The following is a 22,690-nucleotide window of genomic DNA, read 5'->3' on the forward strand; positions in this document are numbered from 1 at the left end:
ACCGCTGCATGGCCAAACGATATGATTCCCTAGCCCATTTTGTAAGCACTCCCCGCACCTCAAGTCAACCACGGCACCACCAACACTTCCGCCGTGCCTTTCCAAATGTTGGTCTTTGTCCCCTCTCCCGTTACGCCTAAATAATCGCCGTTCAGGAGCTCTTTGGCGTTTGATTCCAGGCAAGGCGGAACCACCAATAATGATGGCATAATTCCTAAAGGGACGCCCTCATCGTTTTTCAGGGTTTGCATGGCACGACGCGCCGCCTCATAATTGGTGTCGTTCAGCGTGTCGTGGCTGGCGTAGGCCAACTGCCAGAGGCCGTAGCCGGCCGCGCCGCGGTAGTCGACGCCAAAGCGGAACTTTCGGCGCATAAAGACATGACTATTACCCGGGCGGTCCAGACTTACCAAGTTCGGCAGAGTGCGTTGTTGAAAAATAAAAGGTCTTATACTTCTCGACGTATCCAGCAGATACCAGGCCGTACTGGAGCCGCCGCCATAATTGCTCTGCGTTCCCTCTGGCCCGCCGGGATGGTCGGTAGCAAAGAAGTTCTTGCCATCATAGCAGGGCGTAGTATGACCGTTGGCCAGCAGAGTAGCTATCAGCAGATCGGGATGTTGTTTGGCGGCCCGGCCCAGCTCGGAGATAACCGGGTTGTAAATCCCGATGGTATCATCCTCCATGTCATTGCGATCGAGTTCAACGGTCGCCTCATAATCTTTATTCTCAATCTGGAAATGAGCCGCCGCCAGATTACGGACCTGCCGGTCGCCGATCCACTCCCGGAGCATCGGGAATTGCAGCATAAATTTGTAATCGTTCCCCCTGCCCTTTGAGGTGACAGTCATGGCAACCCGGTTATAAAAACTCGCTGCCCCCTGAAAAGTCTCATTAAAAATGGCATTCAAGGCGACGTAGATGTTGTCTAAATTTGATTGATTAATGATCATGGAAAATCTGTTTGACCTCCTTGTTTCTTATTATTCGCAGATGCACAATGTTGTTTCTTTCACCCCTCACCCTGAACCTCGAGGGGACACTAAGGACCAGCATTTCTATAAAACGTAAAGGTAGCACATCACCCTCACCTGGTGGACCGCCCACTTTTACTCTTCCCTGTTCCTTTTTCCCTGTTCCCTCTTGTCACAGACGCCCCCATTTAGGTAGACCCTCACTTTTCCCCTTTCCCCATTTGGGGAAAGGAGAAATGAGGGGGGGGAGAAGGAAGGAAGAAGAAGAAAGCATGACCATAAAACCCTTTTCAATCGTTACAAATCAAATTTTTCGGATCATAATGCCAAAGATTCTTTTGAAATTTTGAACTGTTCCGGGGTAACACGCAATAATTTGGCAATGGCCAGTTCGGCAGTGCTCAGGCCAGGTTCAGTTTTGCCGACATACCCGTTCTGGTCGTGGAGATTTTTGTCCACCGGCCCGATTATAGGCGCTCCGGCTATATACGTCTCGAATCCGAGAGGATTAGTCTCTGCAAACTGCTGAGCCCAACTTCGCTCGGAAGGGAGAATCTTACCGGCTTTAAGAGCCTGTTCTACCGCCTCTCTGGCTTTATCTGAAGCTCGTTCAGCCTTGAGCCGGTCTATTTCACCCTGGAGTCGGACTACAGTATTTTCGGAGTTTTTCAGCCCCAGCACCGCGATTTTGATTTTGGCGGCATTGGCTTCGACACCCAGGAGCTTGCTCATATCCTCCATGAATCCAAGTGCATATCGGATGGATTTCACTCTGGTAATAATCTCCTCGTCATTGGTATCGGCCTCAAGTCCAAGAACTTCAATGAGTTTTTCCTTCATGCGACCCAGTTCCTTTTTTTCTTTTTATCAGAAATTTCAATACCGCGTTAATTGCAATGTAGCACAGGCCCACTCGCCGTGTCCCGCCAGCATTCCTTTTACGCCACCTCTACCAACAACAGATTCGGCTCAAAATCGATCTGGGTAGCGCTTTTGGCAATACCCACAATCTGCAACTGTTCCCCACTCGCCGAAGGAATTGTTTGAGTCAGAGACCCGGCAGTGCTTCCGGCATAGACAAACCCGCCCACCGTGGCGAAGGCCCATTTGCTGTTGGTCACCTGACCCCGGCGGATAAAGCTGCCCGATTGATTGGCGGTGAAAGCGGCGCTGGCCAGGACCAGACCCGGCATGGTGGCTACCGACCCGGAGGCGGCCTTCCAGTATTTCCCATCCGCCTTGAGGTAGCAAAGGTCGTAGGCCGCCAGGGCCTCGCCGGCCACCCCTTTAACCACCTGCGGGTCAGTAGTGCCACCGGCTGCTGCAATGGTGACGTTCACAGTCTCATTGGCCGCACTATCTGCCGCCGTCAGGGTAACATTACTACCGGCAATGAAATTAACCGACCGTCTGGCAGCGATGGCAGTACCGTTGGCCTTGACCTGAACCCGGGCATTGGCGTCCAGGTTGCCGGTGAGGGCATCAGCGCCGCCAACCTGGTGCCGGGCTGCATGGGCGGAGACATCCACCCCGTCAACCGAACCGGTAACTGTTAGATTGCCGTTGACCGTAAGGCCGGCAAAGGCGGGGGCGTTGGCCGTGCCCAGGTTTTGATTGATCACATCTAGGTTGGCCCTGTTCGTGTGAGTATGATGGACAACGGCATCGGCGGCATGGACCGAGACATCCAGTCCGTCGACCTTACCGGTAACCTTGATATCGCCATTGATGGTCAGGCCTTTAAATTCCGGAGAACCTGAAGTGCCGACATTTTGATTGACCAAGTTCAGGTTGGCGAGATTGCCATGAGTGTGATGAATACTAACATTGGCCGCATGTTCCGAAATATCCACGCCATCAACCTTGCCGGTAACGTTGATATTACCCTCAACGTCCAGATCAACAAACGTATACTCCTTGACTACTGTACCCATAGAGCCAATCTCCTTTTCAAAGTGTGCTTCATACCCCGAATTCTCCATAAATTCATTTTCCATGAATTTTTCTGAAGGGATACCAGAGAAAAGAAAATTTAGCTAAAACACCTGGATCATTTGTCACAAAAGACAATTGATATCCAACCGCAGGGGGATATATGGTGATGTTACAATAACACGCTCAGCAGCAGGATACAGTGAGTGGCACTACGAGGCTTGCATATTGATAGATTTTTCCCGCCAGGATGCGGGTTTTAGGAAGGTAGTCAAACAACAAAATTCTTAAAGGTAAACCGTGTATTCATCTCCGATGTTCATCGCAATTGCCAGACCCTCCGGGGAGACCGGGTGAGCCACTCCACGCCGGCAGCGGTGATCCGACCGGTATCCTCAAAACCTACCATGCCGATTTCTGGCAGGAAGAACTTCGGCTCGAAGGCAATTACCATATCGGCGGCCAGCGGAAAAGGAAATTTTGCAGTAATCAGGGGATATTCGTCCAGTTCCAGGCCGACGCCATGCCCTAGAAAGAATACTCGGTCACGGCCCACGCCCATAAAATAATCCTCTAAACCGGCGGCCTTGACCTCCCCCCGGAGGCGCTGGTAAATCTCTCCGGGAAGTGAGCCAACCTGGGCTTCGACCTCATACAGCTCAAATAACCTTTCTACCAACTCCAGGGCTTTACAGGCCGCCTCCGGCAGATCTCCCAAGACATAGAGGCGCGTCTCATCGGCGATATAGCCATTGACGCAGGCGGCCAGGTCAACGCTGATGGGTTCGCCGACCGCCAGCCGCTTGGTACCAGCCCCTTGAGGAAAGCCATGGCTAAACCCGGTGCCGCCGCTGGGCGTCTCCACATACGCCGCCTGGATACCGGCTGCCCCGGAAAGCACGTGGCCAAAAAACATCTCAAGATTCCAGGTCCGGGTACGCACCAGTCCCTGGTGTCCCGCCAGCCGCAGGTGGTATTCCAAAGCTGCCGACAGCTCCAGTTCGCTAAGACCTGGCCTGATCAGTCGGGCGGCTTCTTCCAATGTCTCATCCAGAATCGCCGCCGCCCGGCGGATCTGAGCTATTTCGTAAGCGCTTTTGATCATGCGCTGCTTGCGAATCATCATCGTTAAATCGACGATAGACCGCTGGGGAAATAACTCCTCGTGCAATCGGCGATACAACAATGCCGGCATGACATCCAACTCCGCGCCGATAGCGCCGTTGTGACCCAGGCCAACCTGGCCTAAAATCCGAGGGACATCTCTGATATCCCGGTAGAAGGCCACCGGAAAAGGCAGGTCAAGTTCCTGGAGGCGCTGCTGCGGTCGGCGCACTAATAGGAGTGGGTCACCCGCTGGCCCCAGGGCCAAAAAGCCGTCGACAATCACGCTGCTGTAATAGTACAGATCGGCAGCCTGGCGAATAAGTGCTAATTCAATCTCGGCGTCGGCCAGCATTTCTTGCAAGTCTGCCTGACGCTGGAGTATTTCCGCAACCGGAACCGGTTCCATACGACCCCCTTATAAAGACAGGGAAGAGGGATTTTATAACAGTGATTAGTTAGCAGTAATAAATCCTGCTACCCTATCCTCATCTCCCTATCTTTTATTCCCTCATCCCTCATCCCTTTTCCCTGTCTTTTATAGGCATTTTCTCCTCAATGCCACCCTCATAATAGACAATGACTATAAGTTCACCGGCCCCCTGGGCTCCCAGGACCAAAACTTTCTCAATATCTGCAGTGCGGCTGGGTCCGGTAAGCCAGCTTACCAGCCCCGAAGGTTCTTGACCGGTCAAAGCCAGGGCTTCGGACATGGTCAGACAGGCTTTGTCGGCCGGAACTATGACATAGTGACGGCGGGGACACAAGGACAGACGAAACGCCTCCGGAACCCTGCTGCCGACAAGCACCGTCCCGGTTTCAGGAATAGCTCCCAGACCGACGGTGACGACGGTATCGACCTGAAGCGGTGCTTTAGGATCAATGTCGAATCCTGACAAAAAGTGGACGTGAACCTGTTGCGCAGAGGTAAGCTGCTCATAAGCTGCCCGCAGCCAGGGGTGATCTTCCAGTGCGAGATTGTTGCCGGTGTTAGATAAGATAACCTGGGCCAGCTCCGCCACGCCGCACACGCGGGCCAACTCTGCCCGGTTCTCTTCAAGACGTTGGCGTAAAAGTTCTGCTAACACAGGCATCCCCCCAGAAAGCAAGAAATTAAGGAAAAGTTCGCCGTTTTGGAAATTGCGATTCGAAGAAAGACTCTTCGGCCGGCATCGGCAGACGCCGGTTTTCCCCCCACCAGCGACCGCCTGGACCATCGGGGAGTAGTCGTGCCAGGAACCTCCAGAGCGGCGTCAGGAAACGATACAGCCGGGGGTGTTCTAAAACCGAACTGCTTCCCCTCGTCATAACCTTCAGCGCTGGGTGCAAACGGCTCTCGGTCCGCCGGCGGCAGATCTGTTCGGCCAGGGGGATGCCGACCGGACAGATCTGGCTACAGGCCCCGCATTGGGTACATAAATCGGTCAGGTCGACGCCACTCCCCAGAAACGGCGCCAATAGAATGCCGATGGCGCCGGGATATACCTGGCCATAGAGGTGGCCGCCGCCTAACTGGAATATCGGACAGACATTCAAACAGGCACCACAGCGCAGACAGAAGAGGGCTTCCCGGTAGAGCGGATCGGCCGCCAGCCTCCGACGGCCGTTATCTAACAGGATGAGGTAAAAGGCCTGTCGACCTCCGGGCTGAGGCTTCATACCCCTGATGAAATTGACGTAGGCGGTGAGCCGTTGGCCGGTGGCGCTCACCGGCAGCAGCCGCAGCAGCACCTCCAAGTCGGCCAGCGTCGGAATGATCTTTTCCAACCCCATCAAAGCCACGTGTACCGGCGGAGCGGTAGCCGTCAGGCGCAGGTTGCCCTCATTCTCCAGCGTTATTAGGTGGCCGCTGGCCGCCGCGGCAAAATTGACCCCGGTGATCCCCATCTGGGCTTCCCAGTAGCGGGGCCGTAAAAACTTTGCCCCCTGCCGGGAAAGAACTACCGGATCATTGTGGCGGGGCAGATCCAAATGCGTTGAGAAAAGGTCGGCAATATCGTCCCGGTTCAGATGCATGGCCGGGGCGGTCAGGTGGGAAGGAGTCTGACCGGCCAATTGAACGATAAACTCACCTAAATCCGTTTCGGTCACCCGACAGTTAGCCGCCTCTAACGCCGGATTGAGGCTGATCTCCTCACTGGTCATGGATTTGGATTTAACGAGAAGCCGGACCTGATGTCTCCCAACCAGCTCCGTAATCAGGCGGCAGGCGGTGCGGCTGTCAGGTGCTTCCAAGACCTGACCGCCCCATCCTTCCACCTGGCGCCGGAGTTGATCGAGATAATCACTGAGATGAGTCACTACCTCGCTTTTAATAGCCTTGGCCTGTTTCCGCCAAGCCTCCCAGTGAGGGTAGGTCTCCACCAGCCGGGCTCGGGCCGCCAGGGCTCGTTGGACCGCCAGCCTGATAGCAGGCACCTCCAGGGTTGTTATCTCTGGAGGATGATTGCGAAAAGTTTTTTGCACCTGTCTGGCAAACACCTAGGCATCTGAGCGCGTGGGCGCCTCGCTCCAGGCGGAATGATACAGCTTTTCGGGGTCCTTGAGAGCCATCTGGAGGAAGGCATCAATCTGTTCCTTGATCCAGGCGTGGTCTCCCAATTGTTGAATCACCGGCGCCAGGACCTCTTTTAACTCCGGAGGCAGCGATTCGCTCTCTTTTAACCTGGCGTTGAGAAAATTAATCAAGGTCTGGGTAGCGACCACTTCGGTGGCAATGCCGCGCTCCATTAAGACGTGTTTAATATCTGTGGGTATTTGGCGGGAGATGACGCCCTGCAGGAAGTTGCCTGGCGAATAGCCGCTTGCCAAGGCCTCAAAGATATAGCGGAAATAAATGAATTTCTTGCCCAGACGCCAGACCTCATCCAACAACGGCCTGCTGGTCAGATCCTGACTGTAAGCCGCCAGGGCCTGGCGATACTTCTCCTCCCGGCGATCCAGTAAAAGGGTGTAGACCATGATCAGATTGAGGCAGAACATGCCCACAATGCTGGTCCGCCGCAAGGCTTCGGGAATCTCGCTGGCATAATTGTAGACAAAGTAGAAAAATAAGACGAGCATGATAATGATGCGCAGCCAACTCAACCCCGATTTCAGCAGATGCATCTGGCGGCGCTGCAGAATATAGAGGCCGAGCAGAACGATAAAAATAAGCGGCTGAGTGAGACCGGTGAGCAGATAATTCCATAAAAAATCAGCCATGTCGCTTCTCCTTAGGAAGGTATCTCGTAGACTTTGATTTTTGCCCGCTGCCGCTCTGACGCCAGCCACTGGGAAAATACCATCTGACGCTTCAAGTCCATGAGGCCTTTAGATAACTCCTCCCGAGCCAGGGCAAATTGTTCTCGGGAGGGCTGGCGCCGTTCCTTGAAGACCAGAAGATAGTTCTCTCCCCCCCAGCTTACGAGATCAACGTGGTGGGGCGGCGTCGCTGCTAAAGAAAATGCTGCCGTCGCCAATTCTCTTACCTGGCCCTGGCCTGGCATACCCTGTGAACGGGTAAAAAAACCGCTGTCTTTGAGGGGAACTCCCTTCTGGGCTGCTACCTTCGCCAGACTCTCGCCTTTTTGGAGACGGCTTAAGATCGACTCGGCCTCTTCGGCCGCCGCCAGGCGGGCTTTTTCCAGACGGACGGCCTCAGCCACCCGGTCTTTAATCTGGGCCAGTGGTGGGAGCAGGCTGTCCTGATGGTCCATAACCTGCAACAACGCCACACCGTCGGCCAAATTTAACGGTTTGCTGATCTCCTGAGGTTTCAATCCTATGGCCATCTGGGAAAAGGCCGGCTGCTGGCCCAAACCGGGAATGGCGTCTTTCGAGGTCAACCAGCCGGTCTCCTGCACCTTAATATGCCTAGCCGCAGCCGCCTCGGCAAAGGAGGCATTGAGCATCTCGGCCCGCAGTCCTTCCGCCTGCCGGTGGGCGAGCTTTTTTGCTTCCTCCGCCCGCCAGGATTTTTCCACCTGAGCCTGCACCTCAGCCAAGGGTGGGGTTTTACGTTCCAGAATGTCGTTTACTTTTATCAGGTAATAACCTCTGGGAGTCTTAGCCATGCCGATGCCGCCCTTCTTGAGATGAAAGGCGACGGCTTCCCATTCCGGGATATTCTGGCCGCGTTTGACCAAACCCAGTTCCCCTGCCTGTATCCGCCCCTCGGCTTCCGGGGAATATTTTTTCTGCAACTGTTCGAAACTCTCTCCCGCCCTGGCCCGTTGGAGCAGTTTTTCGGCCAATAGCCGGAAACGCTGCTGCTCCGCAGTGCCGGCTTTCGAAGGAGGTTCAAGAAATAATTGGCTGACGCGAATTGTCTGAGGCCGGGAATAGTCCTCCAAATGGTCGTAATAATACGTTTCAATCTTTTCCCGGTCAGCCTTGATCTGTCCATCGAAATCGTTAAATTTAAAAAAGATATAACGCACCTTAACTTTTTCAGGCTCCCGAAACGTCTCCGGGTGTGATTCGTAATACTGCTGCATTTCGGCGGCGCCAGCCTGTTGCTCCTTTAAAAACTGAGAGGGACCAAGCACGACGTACTCTACCCGCACCGTCTCCTGCTGCAGCCGATAGGCCTCCTGGAGATCGGCCTCGGATATCTTGGCGAACGAGGTGATGAAGTGCACCATTTTTTGTACCAGCAGTTGTTGCCGCTCCTGTTCTTCATACTCTGAAGCCGGTAAACGTCTCCGGGCCAGCAATTGGTGATACCGCTTCTCATTAAAGCCCCGCTCGTCGGCAAAGGCGGGGTTTCGCCGAATGTAGTCCCGCAGTTCGGCATCGGTGACGTTGAGCCCCAGGCGGTTGCTGGCCTGTTTGATCAGAAGTTCATCGATCATCTGACCCAAGGCCTGTTCCCGCAGGCGCAGGGTCTTGGCAACCTCCTCGTTAGACTCGCCCCCCATCTGTTCCTGATAGTTTCGCACGAGGTTCTGGTAGGCTTTATAGTATTCGGGGAGATAAATCTTGGCGCCATCGACCTCGGCCACTTCCTGAAATTGGGCAGAACGGAAGCTGCCAATGCCCCACAGGACAAAAACGACGACGATAGCTCCAATGATGCCAGTGACAAACCAGGAACTGGCGTGTTTTCGCATGAAATCAAGCACGGATTATTTTCCTTTTTTCTTATCGGATACTGCTGCCCCGCTGCCCCGCAGCTTGCGGGCCTGGACCGCCTCAGGACTCTGCGGATAGTCGGCGATGAGCTTTTCCAAGATGAGGTTATGAACTTTAGATTTTCCCTGGGCTTTAAAGGCATAAGCCTGCTTTAGGAGCGATGCCGGCGCCAGCGTGCTCTTGGGATAGCCTTCCAACAGCTTGTTGAATTCAACGATGGCCTCATCGTGATGCTTTTCCTGATAGAGACTATCGGCTAAGTAGTAGCGAGCCTCAATCGCTTTTTCGCCTTTCGGATGCTCCTCTAGATAGCGTTGGAATTTTTCTCGAGCCGGCCCATAGGATTTCTGTTTATACAAAGTTAACCCCTCAGCAAAAGGATCGCTCCCCACCTTTGCCGGGGCCGCCGGTGGTGCCTTCTTGGCGGTTGGCGCTGCTTCCCCCGCCTCCCGGTTGCCTGACATAGCCACCGGGACGGCGGCTACGGCTTGAGGAGGACGTTGGCCCTCTACTTGCGCCAGCCGCTCTTGGGTTGCCGCCAGTTCCCTCTCCAAACCTGATAATTTCTCCTGCATCTGCGCCTGTTGCGGGTTGCCGGATTTGATCAGTTGGCTCAATTGATGTTCCTGTTCCGCCAACTTTCCCTCCAGCACCTGTACCCTGGTCCGGATAACCTCGAACTGACTGGCGAGTTCCGCCAATCTGGCATCAATCGGATTTGAACTGCCCGGATTAGACGTCGGACGGATGATCGGCTGCGCCTTGGGCTCCGGATCTGGCAGCGGTTGGGGCGGAGGCTCATAACTTGACTCCGCCATACTTTCCTGAAGCGGCGCCTTCTTTAAAAAAGGAACGTCCGCACAACCGGTGCATACCATCCCGCTTACCAAGAGCAGACCCAGGAGTCGCCAGCAGGCTTCAAAGGAATATATCTGCAACATTCTTCCCATCTTTGATCAGGAACACTCACATCTTGAGATCACCACGAGGCCAACGTTGCCGACCTAACAAAAAATGCCCTTATTCGACCGCTCATGGTTCATTAAGACCCCCGATAACCAGGTGACCCCGCCGGTTTCTGGCATGAGCCTCTTCAGTGTCTCCATGAGCGACCGGCTGCTCTTTGCCATAGCTAATGGTAGACAGACGATTGCCGGCAATTCCCAAATCCTGGAGATATGACTTGGCACTGTCGGCCCGCTTCTGGCCTAAACCGAGATTATAATCACTACTACCTCGAATGTCGCAATGACCCTCTATGGTTATCTGTATTTCCGGATGTTTCTGGAGAAAAGATGCCTTCTTCTGCAATAGGCTGCGTGACTCTGAAGTCAGGGTGAATTGGTCATACTCGAAAAAAACGTCTTCACTCTCGAAGGCGATACCCTCTGGACCATAGGCCTGAGCCCGAGCGCTCACTCCTTTCCGGCTACGCCCCAGGCGCTCTCCCCCTGCACCCAAGGATTCCTCTTGTATCTGCCCCGGTTCTGTTGTGGTCTCATCCGGCCCGGCCGTGGTTACGACTTTCTTCTTGGCGCACCCGGTCAACATCAGAGCCGGTATGAGACAGAGCAAAAGAACCCAGGCGATCCTACCACTTCTCATCATCCTTTCCTCCCGCAAGGTTCAAGGTTCAAAATTCGATGGACGTACACGGCCTGAAACGTATCTAAAGAACCAACATGATAATTTTTCACAATTTCCGGCAATCTGGAATCGCCGCTTAAACGGCAGTCGATAAAAGCTTCGATCAGCTTCTTTCTGAACTTCTCCGGTAGAACCGGAGTGAGTTCAAGTGCTTGTTTTTGCTAAAAGCTTATACGAATAGTCGAACACTGGTATATTATCTTATTTGACCGGCCCCAGTAAATCAAGTCTGAAAAGGAAATACCTGGAAACCTTGGCTAAGGTTCACGAGGAATCATTATCCATCAGCTCGTTAGGGTGTGAAACCTGAATAACTCGTTTTTCATAAAAATTATCATGTCCTGAGGAACACAACGAAGCATGAAAGAATAATTGGTGGCATAGGCCTCCCTGGCCTGTGCATCAGCGTGCCGGCTGCAAAGCCTGCACCACCTTCTTTCATATAAGTTCCCATGTTCTGCCGAACACAACGAAGCATAAAAACAGAATCGTGGCGGCTGCTCACAATAATTTTTTTGCTGCTCACGGCTCACGGCTCACTGTTTTTATACAAGCTTCTGGGTCGAAAAAGGAATTTCGCTTGACAACCAGAATTCTTCTGGTTATAAAAATCCAGCGAGCGGGAATAACTCAGTGGTAGAGTGCAACCTTGCCAAGGTTGAAGTCGCGGGTTCGAATCCCGTTTCCCGCTCCATTTTTTTCCTCCTTAATGGCGGCATAGCCAAGTGGTAAGGCAGCGGTCTGCAAAACCGTTATACTCCGGTTCGAATCCGGATGCCGCCTCCAGCCACCCTCTGAATGTTGTTTATTAAATAGTCTCACACTCCCTTACGATTATAGCCTCCGAACCATCCCCGTAGGAGAATTTGTTTTTCTCATATTTAATTGAGAAATTAAAGGAGTAAAGGAAACCTTCTGAGCAAGCCATGTTGGGTACGTCCCTTCTCTCCAGACTGTGACCCAGGATAACGGTTCGGTGAACATGGCCATAATCATGAAAAAAGCAGGATTATCTCTAACCCTGCTTCAAAAATTATCTCGATCGCGCAAGCTAATTCCTGTCTGCCAGCTTCCTACGGCTATAGAGGGCGAAACGACCCAGGCCGGCACCTAAGAGGAGGACAGCCCCAGGGAGGGGGACGTGGTTAATATCATCGGGATCAAATGGACTATAATTGGGATAATATTCCGGTCTATCAGTGGCCAGGACAAGATAATAACCGTTTAACCCCGGATAATCTATATTAAATACTATATCCCCGTAATCATTCCGATCAAATTGACCCAATTGAAATACATCCGCATCAAGATCGATCAACCTCTCTCCCTCAAGAGAAGCGTAATCCCATCTAAAATTATTATTCAGATATCTATACGCTATATCTCCATTATTATTAATTGAAACATTGCCGAGGTTGTGATCAAATTCTAAAAGTTGCCCCGCTACCGACGAAAATAGTTTATAGGAAAAATCATAATCTCTATAGGCACAAACAATTTCTCCGCCATCGTTCATGTCTACTGAGATAAAATCTGCGTCATAGGAAAGGAGCTGCATAAGTATCCCGCGCTCATTGGAGTACAGTGTGCGCGGATATGCTTGACCCCATGCCCATGCAATTTCACCATGATTGTTTATTGCTGGAGATGTATCTCCATATGCAATTTCACCTCGCTCGGTGGAGTATATAGTCCAAGGCCCTGTACCCGACGGCCTCGAATCTGCATACACAATTTCACCTAAGTCATTAAGATTAGGTTGGATAGGATGTATCCCATGATTCGGAATCGTTCCCCTCACGCTGGAAACAATACTGCCACTGCTCGTTGTGTAGACAATTTCACCATAATTGTTAATGCGCGGATTATATCCCTCCACTCCTACCGACAAATAAGTGAGTGCAGAGGCTGAAACTGAATTTAACACGAAGGCAAGCATCGCAATAATTAATAGAACGTAAGCTCTCATCGATATTATCCCCCATCATGAACTATCCTTAAAAATAGTAAAGCCGAGCTACCTTTTCAGGCAACCCGGCTCTCTTTTCTTCCATGTTAGACCCGCGGCTCTCCGCTTCACGTCCTTGTAGACGTCTCTTTCGGCCGATTTTACACTATTTCAAATTCACCTGTCAAATTGAATCTTACTTTAATATTTTAACCCCTTCTATAATTCATGGAAATTGATTGTCAATATGAGGTCACGGGCATGAATCGCAAGTAAGGAGCGAGCCATTACCCCGTGCTTTTTATTCTGTTGATAATCTATTTACAATCCCCTTTTCCCCTGCATTCCTTTAGCCGTATCGCAAGGTGTCCATGGGATGGAGCCGGGCGGCCTGGCGAGCCGGGACGAAGCCGAAGCAGACACCTACCGCCATAGAGATCAACAGAGCCGTTAGGGCCGGTACCAGGGAAAAGTGGATCGGCCAGCCTGAAAGACGGCCGATGAACTGAGCCAGGGTCGCCCCCAGAACCACCCCCACAAACCCGCCGCTGACGCTCAAGACCACGGCCTCCATTAAAAACTGCAACATAATATCCCATGGATCAGCCCCTACTGCCATCCGCAGACCGATCTCGGCGGTGCGTTCCTTTACGGAAACTAACATAATATTCATGATACCGATGCCGCCTACCAACAGCGATATGAGAGCTACGCCCCACAATAGCCAAGTCATGGTTGTGATGGCTATTTCCCAGGTTTTTAAGATTTCGGTCAGGTTGCGGATGGAGAAATCTTTTTCGAATCCAGGTCGGATACGGTGACGTTGAGTGAGCAGATTGTCAATTTTTGACTGGGCTGTGTCGAGCTTGGTGGGATCGGCGACTGATACCAGGACAAACTTCACCACTCCTGGCAGGGCCGTCCCGAACAGAGATTTCTGTGTCGTTTCCAGGGGTGCCAATACCATATCGTCCTGATCGCGACCGTCGGGGGTGCGACCCTTGGGAGCCATTATCCCTATCAGAACAAAGGGGATATTGTTAATGCGCAAGGTCTGACCGATGGGGTTCTTGCCACGGCAAAGATTCTGGGCCACCGTATACCCTAAAACGCAGACTTTAGCCCCTCGATGACATTCAGAGGCGTTAAAAAAACGTCCAGCCACCAAGTCAACGTTTCTCAATTGGGCAAATTCCGAAGTAGTTCCTAATATCATGGTGGACCAGTTCAAAGGGCTGAAAACCACCTGCGCCACCTCTCCCCAGACCGGCACGGCATGCTCGACCTCCGGGATTTCTTTACCGATAGCCTGAACATCCCCCATGGTCAAAGAAGGGGCTGTCCCCATGGCCATCCGCCAGCCGCCTTTACTGGTGGCCCCTGATATTATCATGAGCAGCCCAGCGCCGGCTCCGGAAATCTGCTGGGCTACCACCATGCGGGCGCCGGCTCCCAGACCCCAGACAAGAACTACGGCGCTAACGCCGATCACGACCCCTAGTACCGTCAGGAAGCTGCGCAATTTATGTATCCAGAGCGACACCGCCGCAGTTCTCAGACACTTACCGAATCTCATATCCCTTTTCTTCGGCTCGAGACCAAAGGCAGTCTTAAAAAGACGCCCGCTGGGTTTATATATCCGTAATTAAAAGCCGCCATTAATGAGAGGTTCCATAAAAGGAAAGACTAATCGATAAAAACTCTTATAACCTGAATAATACAAGGAACCTACGATAATGTTCACCTTCACCACCAGATGTAAAATGGTTCCCATAAGAGCATGCCCCAAAGCCGCGACCGCTAGATTGGGGAATTGCGCAAAGACCCGGCCCCAAACCAGACCCATTATCAAGGTTAGGATCATCAATGGTGGATTGGGGAGATGATAGAGCGAAAAGAGGAGAGCATTAGCGACAACTGCCAGCATCCCCACTCTATCTAGCCCCCTTGCCGCTGCTTGGCCGATTACATTGTTTTTTCGAAAAACAGGTGCCGCCGCAGTCGCATACCCGAATACCGCCTGCCAGCGCCGGAGAAAAAAACCGAAGAAAAGGGCGTCCTGGGCCAGAGCGGAGAGGAGATAGAGAATAAACCTAATTGCCAGGGAATATCCATTGAGACGAAAGGCCGAGCTTGGATTAAGAAGATAGCCGGCCAGGAGGAGACCGGCAATTCCCACAATAGTCCAAGCCCCAAAGTTTTGCAGAGCCGGTATGAAGTTATCCTTCTTGAACAAAAATCCCGGAGCCGGCCCCAGACCTCGGGCAGCTAAAGAATCATGGTGAATGAGAACCGGTGAGATATAGAGGACATAAAAAACGGCCATAAGGATGACGAGAATGGGAAAGAGTCCGAGACCCTGCGAGGGAACGTCGGCCGCCACCTGCCACACCACCCAGAAATATACCATTGAAATAACAGCAATCTCACCACAATGGAAAATTCTTGTCTGTGCCCCTCTTCTGATTGTCTCCGGCGTCAGCGGCAGCCTGCGAGCAGCTACCAATCCATTGCGGACCAGAGCCAAGGCTTTATTATCGCGATTATTGTGGTTCATATTATCAAGGAAATACAGTGGTCGGGGGTCGGTTGCCCAGGGTGGGAAAGCGCCGTGCATCCCGCCGCAATCGGATAATGATTGATGCACAGGCTGAAAATCTGGGCTACCGATAACCTCTTTTCATGGTTCGCGGCTGTCTTACAGCTCATGAAAATCATCAGGATTCCGAGATGATGAAGCCGTCTCGCAAAACAATCCGCCGATCGGCAAATGCTGCCATCTCCAGATCATGGGTCACCATTACTATGCTCAATCCCTGACTCTGGTTCAACTGGATGAGCAATTTCATAATCTGGAAGCCGGTTTCGCGGTCTAGATTGCCGGTCGGCTCATCCGCCAGCAGCAACTCGGGATTGTTTACTAAAGCCCTGGCCAGAGAAACCCGCTGCTGCTGCCCGCCAGACAACTGTTGAGGCAGATGGTGGGCGCGGTCGGCAAGGCCTACTTTCGCCAAAGCGGCGCCCGCCATCTCTCGTTCACTTTTGCCATTCGTGTCGGCATACATCAGCGGCAGCGCCACATTGTCCAGCGCCGTAAAACGCGGCAGCATAAAAAATGATTGAAAAACCATGCCGATCTTTTTGTTCCTGATTTTGGCCAGACTTTTGGCCGATAGGTTTGATATCATCTGTCCGGCAAGATAGTATTCTCCGGCAGTGGGTTGATCCATACAACCCAAAATATGCAGGAGGGTGGATTTTCCTGAACCCGAAGGCCCCATAACAGCTAAAAATTCACCTGGGGGCACACCCAAAGAAATACCTTGCAAGGCGTATATCTGATAAGCGCCCGGACGATAAATCTTGGTTATGTTATGAAGGGTGATGAGCACCGGTATCTGATAGTAGTTTCAAATTCCAAGTTTTGAATTTCGAGATCAGTAATATCTAATAAAATAAACTTCGTAAACCCATGCCTCCCCCTCGGGTGCCGGAGACCTGGTCAATAATTACCAGGTCACCTTCCTGCAGAGGACTATTTTTAAGTTCGGTCCAGAGACCGTTACTGATACCACAGCTTGCCAATACAGGCCTTGGCACTTCATTCGCCTCAAGACGCCAGACCACATGTCTGCCCGCAGCTTCCGGAGCCGTGTGGCCACGCGGCTGAAATCGCAAAGCGGCATTCGGTACTGCCAAAACCCCGGTTCTTGCATCTGTCAATATGGTGACGGTAGCTATCATCCCCGGTTTCAATAACAGATCCGGATTCGGGGTCTGGATCAGAACGGTATAGGTAACTACATTCTGGGTAGTTTGGGGGGCTAATCGCACCTGATCGATCTTTCCGGAAAAGACCTTATCAGTATAGGCATCCACGGTAAAGGTTGCTGCCTGCCCTACCTTAATATCTCCTACTTCCGCCCCATCAACGGCTGCCTCCACCTGCATCTGAGTCAAATCCTGGGCAATAGTAAAAAGCGTCGGGGTTTGAAAAGACGCCACTACAGTCCGGCCGACCTCGACATTACGGGAAATGACGATGCCGTTTACCGGTGAAGTAATATTAGTGTACCCCAGATTGGTTTCCGCCTCGGTCAATTGGGCGGCTGCCTGGGAAGCCCGCGCCTGGGCAGCCCGAAATTCCGCCTGGGCTGTCTCATACAGAGCCCGATTGTTGTCCAGATCCAACTCCGACACCAGGCGTTGACGCCAGAGGCTTTCATAACGTTTAAATTGTGACGTGGCCAGGGAAAGATTGGTTTTAGCCTTTTCGACTTCCGCCCGAGCAAGCTCCAGCGCCGATCTGCACTGGTCCACCTTGGCTTCGAAGACCCTGGGATCAATCCGGGCAATCACCTTGCCACGCCTAACCTCAGAATTGTAGTCTACCAGAATCTCTTTGATGATCCCTGAGACCTGAGCCCCTACCAGGACAGTCTCTATCGGGTTGATGGCACCACTGGCTACAACACTCTGCTGCAGATCCATCCGCGTGATCGGCTTGGTGACATAGCGATCTGACTCAGTCGCAAAATTACACCCTGGCAGAATCAGATTAATTATAAGAAAACCGGCCCATATGAGGCAGTTCAAGCGAACTGGCCCCTGACCCGGGATTATTGCCTCACTACTTCCACTGCTCTTATCCCTTCGGATTGTCATAGCTATATCCAAGACTTCTGACCTATCTTTATTCCTTGAGAGACCTTTTCCAAAATCCCAACCGGATAATCCATGAGCCACGGCTGGCACTTCAGTACGCCACAACCTTCCCGACTACGAGAGGCATCTGATTCATTAATGTTTTAAATGTTTCTAAAACAAGGCGGGGTTATTTTTCAAGAATGTTCCGTTTTCAGCTAACATGGTAAATTAATTACGAATTTACTATTCTGAAAGCTTGGATTGTTTACCCTTTCATATTAAATGCCGATTTTTTAGCTGTCAACGAGAAATCGCCTGGCACGTATCCAGGATCAACGCGCGGCTGAGGAAACAATTGAAAATTTTCTGATAACCTGTCATACTATGAAAAACTTTGCCAGATTAAGGCCAACTATTAATATTTACATGTAATAAACGCAACTTGCATTAAATTTCAAACACCGTTAGAGGTGCTTGGCGGTTGATAAGCCTTCTCCATTTAACCTGATGGATTGGCGCCAGGCGCCACACCCATGATAAAAGGCTTGACTCTCAATATAAAGCAAGTATCTTAAGTAAGATAGACAAATAAGACCTTCAATCAAGATATCCATTTCAAGAGTCCAAAAATTCTTTGATCTTTGGAAAAATATGGTGCTGCCATAGTCTTTAGTGGTATCTTACAGTTATTTTTTTTCCTTTAAAGGTTGATGGGCCTGTTCCTAAGGTTAAACCTCATTGCCTGTAGACTTATCGGATTTTTCTTTGCCAAACATTAAAGTGTATCGTGGGGGTATCTTGCAGTTCGTTCTTTCTGTCTTTATCACCTTGACCGCTCTGTTTATTGCCATTCCCGGGCTGGCACAACCGCAGGCGACCGGGCAGATGCTGTCTCTAGATGAAGCGATCAACGTGGCTCTGAAAAACCATCCGGCCATCGTCGAATACAAAGAGCGGTCTCTGGCAGCTAAATCGCAGATCGGGGTTTCGCGGGCTAATCTGTTACCTCAGGCAACGCATTCGACGTCATATTATTATGGTAATTCGGTACCTTCGACCGGAATTAATCTTCCTTCCGGAGGGCCTGCTTTCGCCTCTTCGAGTGGCGTTATCAGCGATTATGTGGTGCATCGCAATACTGTAAACCAACTGCTCTATGATTTTGGCAAAACCTTGGGTCAGATCGGCCAGTCGAAGGCCCAATATGAAGTCTCAAAAATGGATCTGGCGAATACCCGTCAGCAGGTGGTGTTAGATGCCAAGAACGCTTTTTATGGCTATCTGGCGGCTCAACGAGCCGTGAAGGTAAGTGAGGAAAACGTCCGCCTGAATGAAGACCTGGTGCGACAAGCGAAAGGTTTTTATCAGGTGGGGGTCAAGGCCAAGATCGACGTTACCACTGCCGAAGCTAATTTATATAATGCCCAGGCTGATCTAATCACCGCCCGCAATACTTTTCAAATCAGCCAGGTGAGTTTAATGACCGCTTTAGGTCTCAAATCCTGGCCTTATGCCGGACTGACTTTTCAGTTAGACACCCAACCCAAACTCATAGACCTTAACGAAGCGAAAGACAAGGCCTTCAGCTCCCGACCCGAGTATCTGAAAAATCAGTTCCAGCAGAAAGCTGACCAGGAGGCGCTGCGTTCCGCCAAGGCCGGATATTTTCCAACCCTTACCTCCCAGGGTGTCCAGAATACCCAGGGAAAGGCGTATGGCGGAATGCGCGACACCTGGTCCGTTTCGGTCCAGATGAATTTCCCTCTGTTTGAAGGTCTCGCCACCACCTACGCGGTCCGCCAAGCCAAGGCCAGTCTTAGGGCTACGGAATCCAATACCGAAGTCCTGCGCCAGGATATTAACAAGCAGGTGGAACAGAGCTATTTAGATGTCGGGGCTGCGGCTGAAAGGATCCGCTCAACTGAAAAGGCCAAACAGGCTGCCCGTGAGAATTGGGACCTGGCGCAGGGCCGGTATAAGGCTGGCGTCGGTTCTATCATTGAGGTCACTGATGCCCAGGTTAAGTTTTTTCAAGCTGAACTGAACTATATCCGATCCGTCTATGACCTCAAGACCGCTGAAGCCGGGTTGGAAAGGGCTATCGGAAAAGCGTATTAAACCGGGATCAGGGAATCGGAAAACAATCGATTGTTTTTTTAGGAATTCCTAAAGATCCGGTTACCACAAACCTTCGGCGGCCAGTTGTTGCTGCAAAACGGCTGGGAAAGTGAATTGCCGGGCCCGGATGCCATGTTCTTGAGCAGCTTTGACAAAAAGCGGTTTATCATCGATAAAGATGATCTGCTCCGGTGCCAGCCCTGACTGCTGAATCAGAGTCTGATAGATGCCCGGTTCCGGTTTTCGGCTTCCCACCTGATACGACAGAATAAAGCGGGAGCAATGACGCACGATGGGATAGTTGGCGACAATATGCTCAAAATGCAAAGGATTGGTGTTAGACAGGAGGTACAGGGGGAATCTTTCCTTTAGTCTGGACACTACCGCTTCCATTCCTGGCATCGGGTCGAATAAATCATTCCACCACCGGACGAAGAGCTCAAACGTCAGAGACAGACGGAAATATGCTGCAATCTGCTGGAAGAATTCTTCTGAGGTAATCTTGCCGGTGTCGTAGGATGGCTCCAGCGGACTATTAAAAACGTAGTCAAACACGTGCTGGGCTTCTGCCTGTACGAGTTTGGCCAACCGCTGGCAGAATCGCCCATGATCAACTCTCACCAATACATTACCTAGATCAAAGGTGATGAGTTTAATCTTTGAGGGTCCGAGGGTGATCATAGCCGGTTCCTCCCTTAAGGCGTTGACAGATTGTTTTTTATCGCTAAATTTCATACATGTAAAGAGTTGAATGGCAAAGCGGCCTGGTTTTAAGGAGCGTGCCAATTCTGAAAGGAGGAGTCATGGCCAGAAGCGCAGGCTGGACTTTTATCTGGGCTTTATTAATCGGGATTATCGGTGCCAGCATCTTCTTAATTTACGGTCCCTATCTGGATCAGGAAATCAATCGCCGGGTCACTAAGGCCCTGCAAAATCAAGATTTTAATCTACAGGTAGCCAAAGGTTCGGAGACAGACCTGAAAGGAGCCCCTTCTCGAGCTCTGGGCACCCGGTTCCAATTAGTTGCAGAAGGCGGAAAGACCTTTATGGCCGACCTTCAAACCGGACGGGTCTGGCGTTATTTTCATTACGGCAAAGCCGAAGGCTGGTCCAAGGACGTTGAAGGTTTTGCCCCGCTACCTTTCTTTCAGGGAAGCAAAAAGTTCTTTACCGCATCCGAGGCGGTCAGCGTACCCGAAGGAAGCGAAACGAAACCGCAATAAAGGGGTCTTCTATCGGTGCGGCGGACTTATGTGGCTCAGGACCTGATGTGGTCCCTGTTCTTCTGCAGCCTGGCCCTAATCTTGGGTCTTATCTGGCATTGGCCCATGATCTATCAAGGTCTTCAGGGCCGGTTGATTTACACTCTGCAACAATTGGAACAACAGGAAGCTGCGCGGCGTCTGGAGGGGGTGCGCACCTTTAACTTGGAACAGGCTTTTGTACGTCATCAGCAGGGACAAACGCTGTTTCTCGACGCCCGGCCATACCAGGAATATCAGGAGTTGCACATCGAAGGCGCTCTTAACCTCACTCCGGCACAGGTGGAATCTAACCAGGTTCCTCAGTTTCTACGAGATGTGAACCGCCAACAACCCGTCATAGTGTATTGCGGCAATGAGGACTGCCACGCCAGCCTGCAGGTGGCGGAATGGTTGCAGAGTCTCGGCTTCTCTCGCGTCGCGGTCTTCCTGAGCGGTTTCAGGGCCTGGGATCAGGCCGGTTATCCTGTCGATGTCTCCCGCTAAACATTGGCTGGCATGGCTGCTCCGCCTGACTTTGGGCGGCGTCTTTTTTTATGCGGGACTGATCAAAATCTGGCAGCCTTTTCAGTATGCCGCTGCTATTGAGGCCTATCAACTCCTTCCACAATTCCTTCTTGCTCTGGCCGCCGCCGTTATTCCCTGGATTGAGGTAGTATGCGCCAGCAGTCTGGTCCTATATTTCAAACCCCGCAGCGCCCTCCTCACTCTCATATCCCTGCTGGGTATCTTTCTCATCATTATGCTCTTCACCATGGCTCGCGGTCTGGATATCGACTGCGGTTGCGGGCTGCTGGCCAACCGCCGGGTTGGCTGGCTGGTGCTGCTTGAAGACAGCATGCTGCTCCTGGCGGCCGCCTGGCTGTATCGAGTGCTGAGTCCTGAGTAAAAAAACCTTGGGAATACCTTGCAGCACCAGGATCTTCCTGCAATCATGGCATTCTTCTTCCAATATGCTATAATAGAGAAAATTTATGATTCTGCTTTTTGCTTATTCTGCCGGGTATATGGCAAGCTAGGAATAAAATATCAAGATTTGAAGATCTCATTGTCTGGCAAAAAGCGCCTCAGTGGACCAAAACATCTCTTGCGTCAGTCAATAGGATCTCTTCGGGACAGATTACGGGTTACGCAATCAGATGCAGCAGGCTTGTGTGTCCATAAGGTCCAATATCGCAGTGGGACAGAATGATACATCAGGCCTGCCTTTACTCAGGATTCAGGGCTCAAGATGAGCAAATGGTTCGAACTCCACGATCCGGTGGAGAGAAAATATATCTTTAACAGCTTCCTGGTCTTTGTGGGCCTGGTGGAAGTTATCATTCTGGCGGCTACTATCGTCTGGCAGATTGATGAAGGGTGGTTTGGCGGCGAGGTTAGGATCATCCCCTTTCCTTGGAAAGAATATCTGCTGGCATCCTCTATGGCGCCGGTGGTCATGTTGCTGGTTTTCGGCATCATCGTCAGGGGATTTGATCTCCTCAATCCTTCATTGAAAGGCAGCGGCGAAGACGAAAAGAAATTCTGGCACCGCCTTCGTCACAAGTTTTCGCTGATTAGCTATATCATAGGTCTTTCCCTGCTGGCTGCCTTTTTCTATGCCATTTACCAACCCGAAAAGGTATTGCGCTATCTCAAAGCGCTGTTCTCGGCCCTGGGGCTTTGGGGCGCCTACGTGGTCATCGGTATCATTGCCCTGAGCATGCTCTATTTTCCCATCAGTCTGCTCCTACGCTACCGGCTGGCCAAGAAGGCAATGGAATATCAGTATCTCCTTGCCTTGGCGGAGCGTCATGGAGTTGTCTTTGACAAAGATACCGGCACATTAATACCTACCCAGGTTAATCCCGAAAGGGCTCTGCCGCCGGTTTCAGAGGATGCAGAAGACATGCCCCCGACACGCCGAGAGTGATGATATACTGGCGTTTCTCCTTTAGATACTC

At 51.6% G+C, this 22,690-nt stretch carries 21 protein-coding genes, 2 tRNA genes and 1 pseudogene; 8 read left to right on the plus strand and 16 right to left on the minus strand.

Annotated elements, in window-relative coordinates; genetic code table 11:
* Positions 1–59: 59 nt before the first annotated feature.
* From DESAC_RS10980 to pal, 10 genes are all read right to left on the minus strand, one after another.
* On the minus strand, positions 60–953 hold the full coding sequence (locus tag DESAC_RS10980; protein WP_013707146.1) for a Mu-like prophage major head subunit gpT family protein: 894 nt from the start codon (positions 951–953) through the stop codon (positions 60–62).
* A 339-nt stretch (positions 954–1,292) separates the two neighbouring features.
* Entirely contained in the window at positions 1,293–1,814 is a 522-nt protein-coding gene (locus DESAC_RS10985; protein ID WP_041283939.1) for a phage protease, read from the minus strand.
* A gap of 98 nt (positions 1,815–1,912) precedes the next feature.
* Positions 1,913–2,908: a hypothetical protein gene (locus tag DESAC_RS10990; RefSeq protein ID WP_013707147.1), complete on the minus strand. Its 996-nt coding sequence runs from the start codon at positions 2,906–2,908 to the stop codon at positions 1,913–1,915.
* Between the two features lie 317 nt (positions 2,909–3,225).
* On the minus strand, positions 3,226–4,419 hold the full coding sequence (locus DESAC_RS10995) for a M24 family metallopeptidase (protein WP_013707148.1): 1,194 nt from the start codon (positions 4,417–4,419) through the stop codon (positions 3,226–3,228).
* 109 nt (positions 4,420–4,528) lie between these two features.
* Entirely contained in the window at positions 4,529–5,098 is a 570-nt protein-coding gene (locus DESAC_RS15350) for a LutC/YkgG family protein (RefSeq protein ID WP_169311533.1), read from the minus strand.
* Positions 5,099–5,123: 25 nt separating this feature from the next.
* The gene (locus DESAC_RS11005) at positions 5,124–6,476 is read right to left on the minus strand and encodes a lactate utilization protein B (RefSeq protein ID WP_169311534.1); all 1,353 of its coding nucleotides are present in this window, start codon (positions 6,474–6,476) and stop codon (positions 5,124–5,126) included.
* A gap of 15 nt (positions 6,477–6,491) precedes the next feature.
* Entirely contained in the window at positions 6,492–7,214 is a 723-nt protein-coding gene (locus tag DESAC_RS11010) for a hypothetical protein (RefSeq protein ID WP_013707151.1), read from the minus strand.
* Between the two features lie 11 nt (positions 7,215–7,225).
* On the minus strand, positions 7,226–9,115 hold the full coding sequence (locus DESAC_RS11015) for a SurA N-terminal domain-containing protein (RefSeq protein WP_013707152.1): 1,890 nt from the start codon (positions 9,113–9,115) through the stop codon (positions 7,226–7,228).
* 3 nt (positions 9,116–9,118) lie between these two features.
* On the minus strand, positions 9,119–10,066 hold the full coding sequence (locus DESAC_RS15355; protein WP_013707153.1) for a tetratricopeptide repeat protein: 948 nt from the start codon (positions 10,064–10,066) through the stop codon (positions 9,119–9,121).
* Positions 10,067–10,157: 91 nt separating this feature from the next.
* The gene (gene pal, locus DESAC_RS11025) at positions 10,158–10,733 is read right to left on the minus strand and encodes a peptidoglycan-associated lipoprotein Pal (protein ID WP_013707154.1); all 576 of its coding nucleotides are present in this window, start codon (positions 10,731–10,733) and stop codon (positions 10,158–10,160) included.
* A 658-nt stretch (positions 10,734–11,391) separates the two neighbouring features.
* Between pal and DESAC_RS11030 the strand changes: the two genes are divergently transcribed.
* Both DESAC_RS11030 and DESAC_RS11035 read left to right on the plus strand, forming a co-directional pair.
* Positions 11,392–11,466: transfer RNA gene (locus DESAC_RS11030), tRNA-Gly, on the plus strand.
* A gap of 17 nt (positions 11,467–11,483) precedes the next feature.
* Positions 11,484–11,558 (plus strand) — tRNA-Cys (locus DESAC_RS11035).
* 265 nt (positions 11,559–11,823) lie between these two features.
* Here the strand turns inward: DESAC_RS11035 and DESAC_RS16090 are convergent.
* From DESAC_RS16090 to DESAC_RS11060, 5 genes are all read right to left on the minus strand, one after another.
* Positions 11,824–12,741 (minus strand): VPLPA-CTERM sorting domain-containing protein, encoded by a 918-nt coding sequence (locus DESAC_RS16090; protein ID WP_013707155.1) that lies wholly within the window; start codon positions 12,739–12,741, stop codon positions 11,824–11,826.
* A 328-nt stretch (positions 12,742–13,069) separates the two neighbouring features.
* Positions 13,070–14,296 carry an ABC transporter permease gene (locus DESAC_RS11045; RefSeq protein WP_013707156.1) on the minus strand — a complete coding sequence of 409 codons (1,227 nt, stop codon included), beginning with the start codon at positions 14,294–14,296 and terminating at the stop codon, positions 13,070–13,072.
* A gap of 69 nt (positions 14,297–14,365) precedes the next feature.
* Positions 14,366–15,367, minus strand: a complete 1,002-nt coding sequence (locus tag DESAC_RS11050) for a CPBP family intramembrane glutamic endopeptidase (protein WP_148231234.1) — start codon at positions 15,365–15,367, stop codon at positions 14,366–14,368.
* Positions 15,368–15,437: 70 nt separating this feature from the next.
* Positions 15,438–16,118 (minus strand): ABC transporter ATP-binding protein, encoded by a 681-nt coding sequence (locus DESAC_RS11055; protein WP_148231235.1) that lies wholly within the window; start codon positions 16,116–16,118, stop codon positions 15,438–15,440.
* A gap of 49 nt (positions 16,119–16,167) precedes the next feature.
* Positions 16,168–17,316, minus strand: a complete 1,149-nt coding sequence (locus DESAC_RS11060) for an efflux RND transporter periplasmic adaptor subunit (RefSeq protein WP_052301948.1) — start codon at positions 17,314–17,316, stop codon at positions 16,168–16,170.
* Positions 17,317–18,132: 816 nt separating this feature from the next.
* Between DESAC_RS11060 and DESAC_RS11065 the strand changes: the two genes are divergently transcribed.
* Positions 18,133–19,485 carry a TolC family protein gene (locus DESAC_RS11065; protein WP_013707160.1) on the plus strand — a complete coding sequence of 451 codons (1,353 nt, stop codon included), beginning with the start codon at positions 18,133–18,135 and terminating at the stop codon, positions 19,483–19,485.
* 60 nt (positions 19,486–19,545) lie between these two features.
* On the opposite strand, the gene DESAC_RS15360 is transcribed toward DESAC_RS11065, so the two are convergent.
* Positions 19,546–20,166, minus strand: coding sequence for an HAD family hydrolase (locus DESAC_RS15360; RefSeq protein ID WP_013707161.1), 621 nt, complete (start codon positions 20,164–20,166; stop codon positions 19,546–19,548).
* Between the two features lie 122 nt (positions 20,167–20,288).
* On the opposite strand from DESAC_RS15360, the gene DESAC_RS11075 reads away from it, so the two are divergent.
* The 5 genes and pseudogenes from DESAC_RS11075 (at position 20,289) to DESAC_RS11090 (ending at position 22,659) form a co-directional block, all read left to right on the plus strand.
* Positions 20,289–20,708, plus strand: a complete 420-nt coding sequence (locus DESAC_RS11075) for a hypothetical protein (protein WP_013707162.1) — start codon at positions 20,289–20,291, stop codon at positions 20,706–20,708.
* A gap of 15 nt (positions 20,709–20,723) precedes the next feature.
* Entirely contained in the window at positions 20,724–21,233 is a 510-nt protein-coding gene (locus tag DESAC_RS11080) for a rhodanese-like domain-containing protein (RefSeq protein WP_041283944.1), read from the plus strand.
* Entirely contained in the window at positions 21,220–21,636 is a 417-nt protein-coding gene (locus DESAC_RS11085; protein WP_013707164.1) for a MauE/DoxX family redox-associated membrane protein, read from the plus strand. Before DESAC_RS11080 ends, DESAC_RS11085 begins: the two co-directional genes overlap by 14 nt.
* 238 nt (positions 21,637–21,874) lie before the next feature.
* Positions 21,875–21,982: pseudogene (locus DESAC_RS17020) on the plus strand (hypothetical protein); the annotation flags it as partial.
* Entirely contained in the window at positions 21,979–22,659 is a 681-nt protein-coding gene (locus DESAC_RS11090; RefSeq protein WP_013707165.1) for a hypothetical protein, read from the plus strand. The pseudogene DESAC_RS17020 and the gene DESAC_RS11090, both read left to right, overlap by 4 nt.
* The last annotated feature ends 31 nt before the right edge of the window (positions 22,660–22,690 follow it).

Source organism: Desulfobacca acetoxidans DSM 11109 (assembly GCF_000195295.1).
GTDB classification, from domain to species: domain Bacteria; phylum Desulfobacterota; class Desulfobaccia; order Desulfobaccales; family Desulfobaccaceae; genus Desulfobacca; species Desulfobacca acetoxidans.

Coding starts and splice junctions, on each gene's coding strand:
- DESAC_RS16090 (WP_013707155.1), bottom strand. CDS start 12,741: ATGAGAGCTTACGTTCTATTAATTATTGCGATGCTTGCCTTCGTGTTA.
- DESAC_RS11085 (WP_013707164.1), top strand. CDS start 21,220: ATGTCTCCCGCTAAACATTGGCTGGCATGGCTGCTCCGCCTGACTTTG.
- DESAC_RS15355 (WP_013707153.1), bottom strand. CDS start 10,066: ATGTTGCAGATATATTCCTTTGAAGCCTGCTGGCGACTCCTGGGTCTG.
- DESAC_RS10995 (WP_013707148.1), bottom strand. CDS start 4,419: ATGGAACCGGTTCCGGTTGCGGAAATACTCCAGCGTCAGGCAGACTTG.
- pal (WP_013707154.1), bottom strand. CDS start 10,733: ATGATGAGAAGTGGTAGGATCGCCTGGGTTCTTTTGCTCTGTCTCATA.
- DESAC_RS11010 (WP_013707151.1), bottom strand. CDS start 7,214: ATGGCTGATTTTTTATGGAATTATCTGCTCACCGGTCTCACTCAGCCG.
- DESAC_RS10980 (WP_013707146.1), bottom strand. CDS start 953: ATGATCATTAATCAATCAAATTTAGACAACATCTACGTCGCCTTGAAT.
- DESAC_RS10990 (WP_013707147.1), bottom strand. CDS start 2,908: ATGGGTACAGTAGTCAAGGAGTATACGTTTGTTGATCTGGACGTTGAG.
- DESAC_RS15360 (WP_013707161.1), bottom strand. CDS start 20,166: ATGATCACCCTCGGACCCTCAAAGATTAAACTCATCACCTTTGATCTA.
- DESAC_RS11090 (WP_013707165.1), top strand. CDS start 21,979: ATGAGCAAATGGTTCGAACTCCACGATCCGGTGGAGAGAAAATATATC.
- DESAC_RS11075 (WP_013707162.1), top strand. CDS start 20,289: ATGGCCAGAAGCGCAGGCTGGACTTTTATCTGGGCTTTATTAATCGGG.
- DESAC_RS11045 (WP_013707156.1), bottom strand. CDS start 14,296: ATGAGATTCGGTAAGTGTCTGAGAACTGCGGCGGTGTCGCTCTGGATA.
- DESAC_RS10985 (WP_041283939.1), bottom strand. CDS start 1,814: ATGAAGGAAAAACTCATTGAAGTTCTTGGACTTGAGGCCGATACCAAT.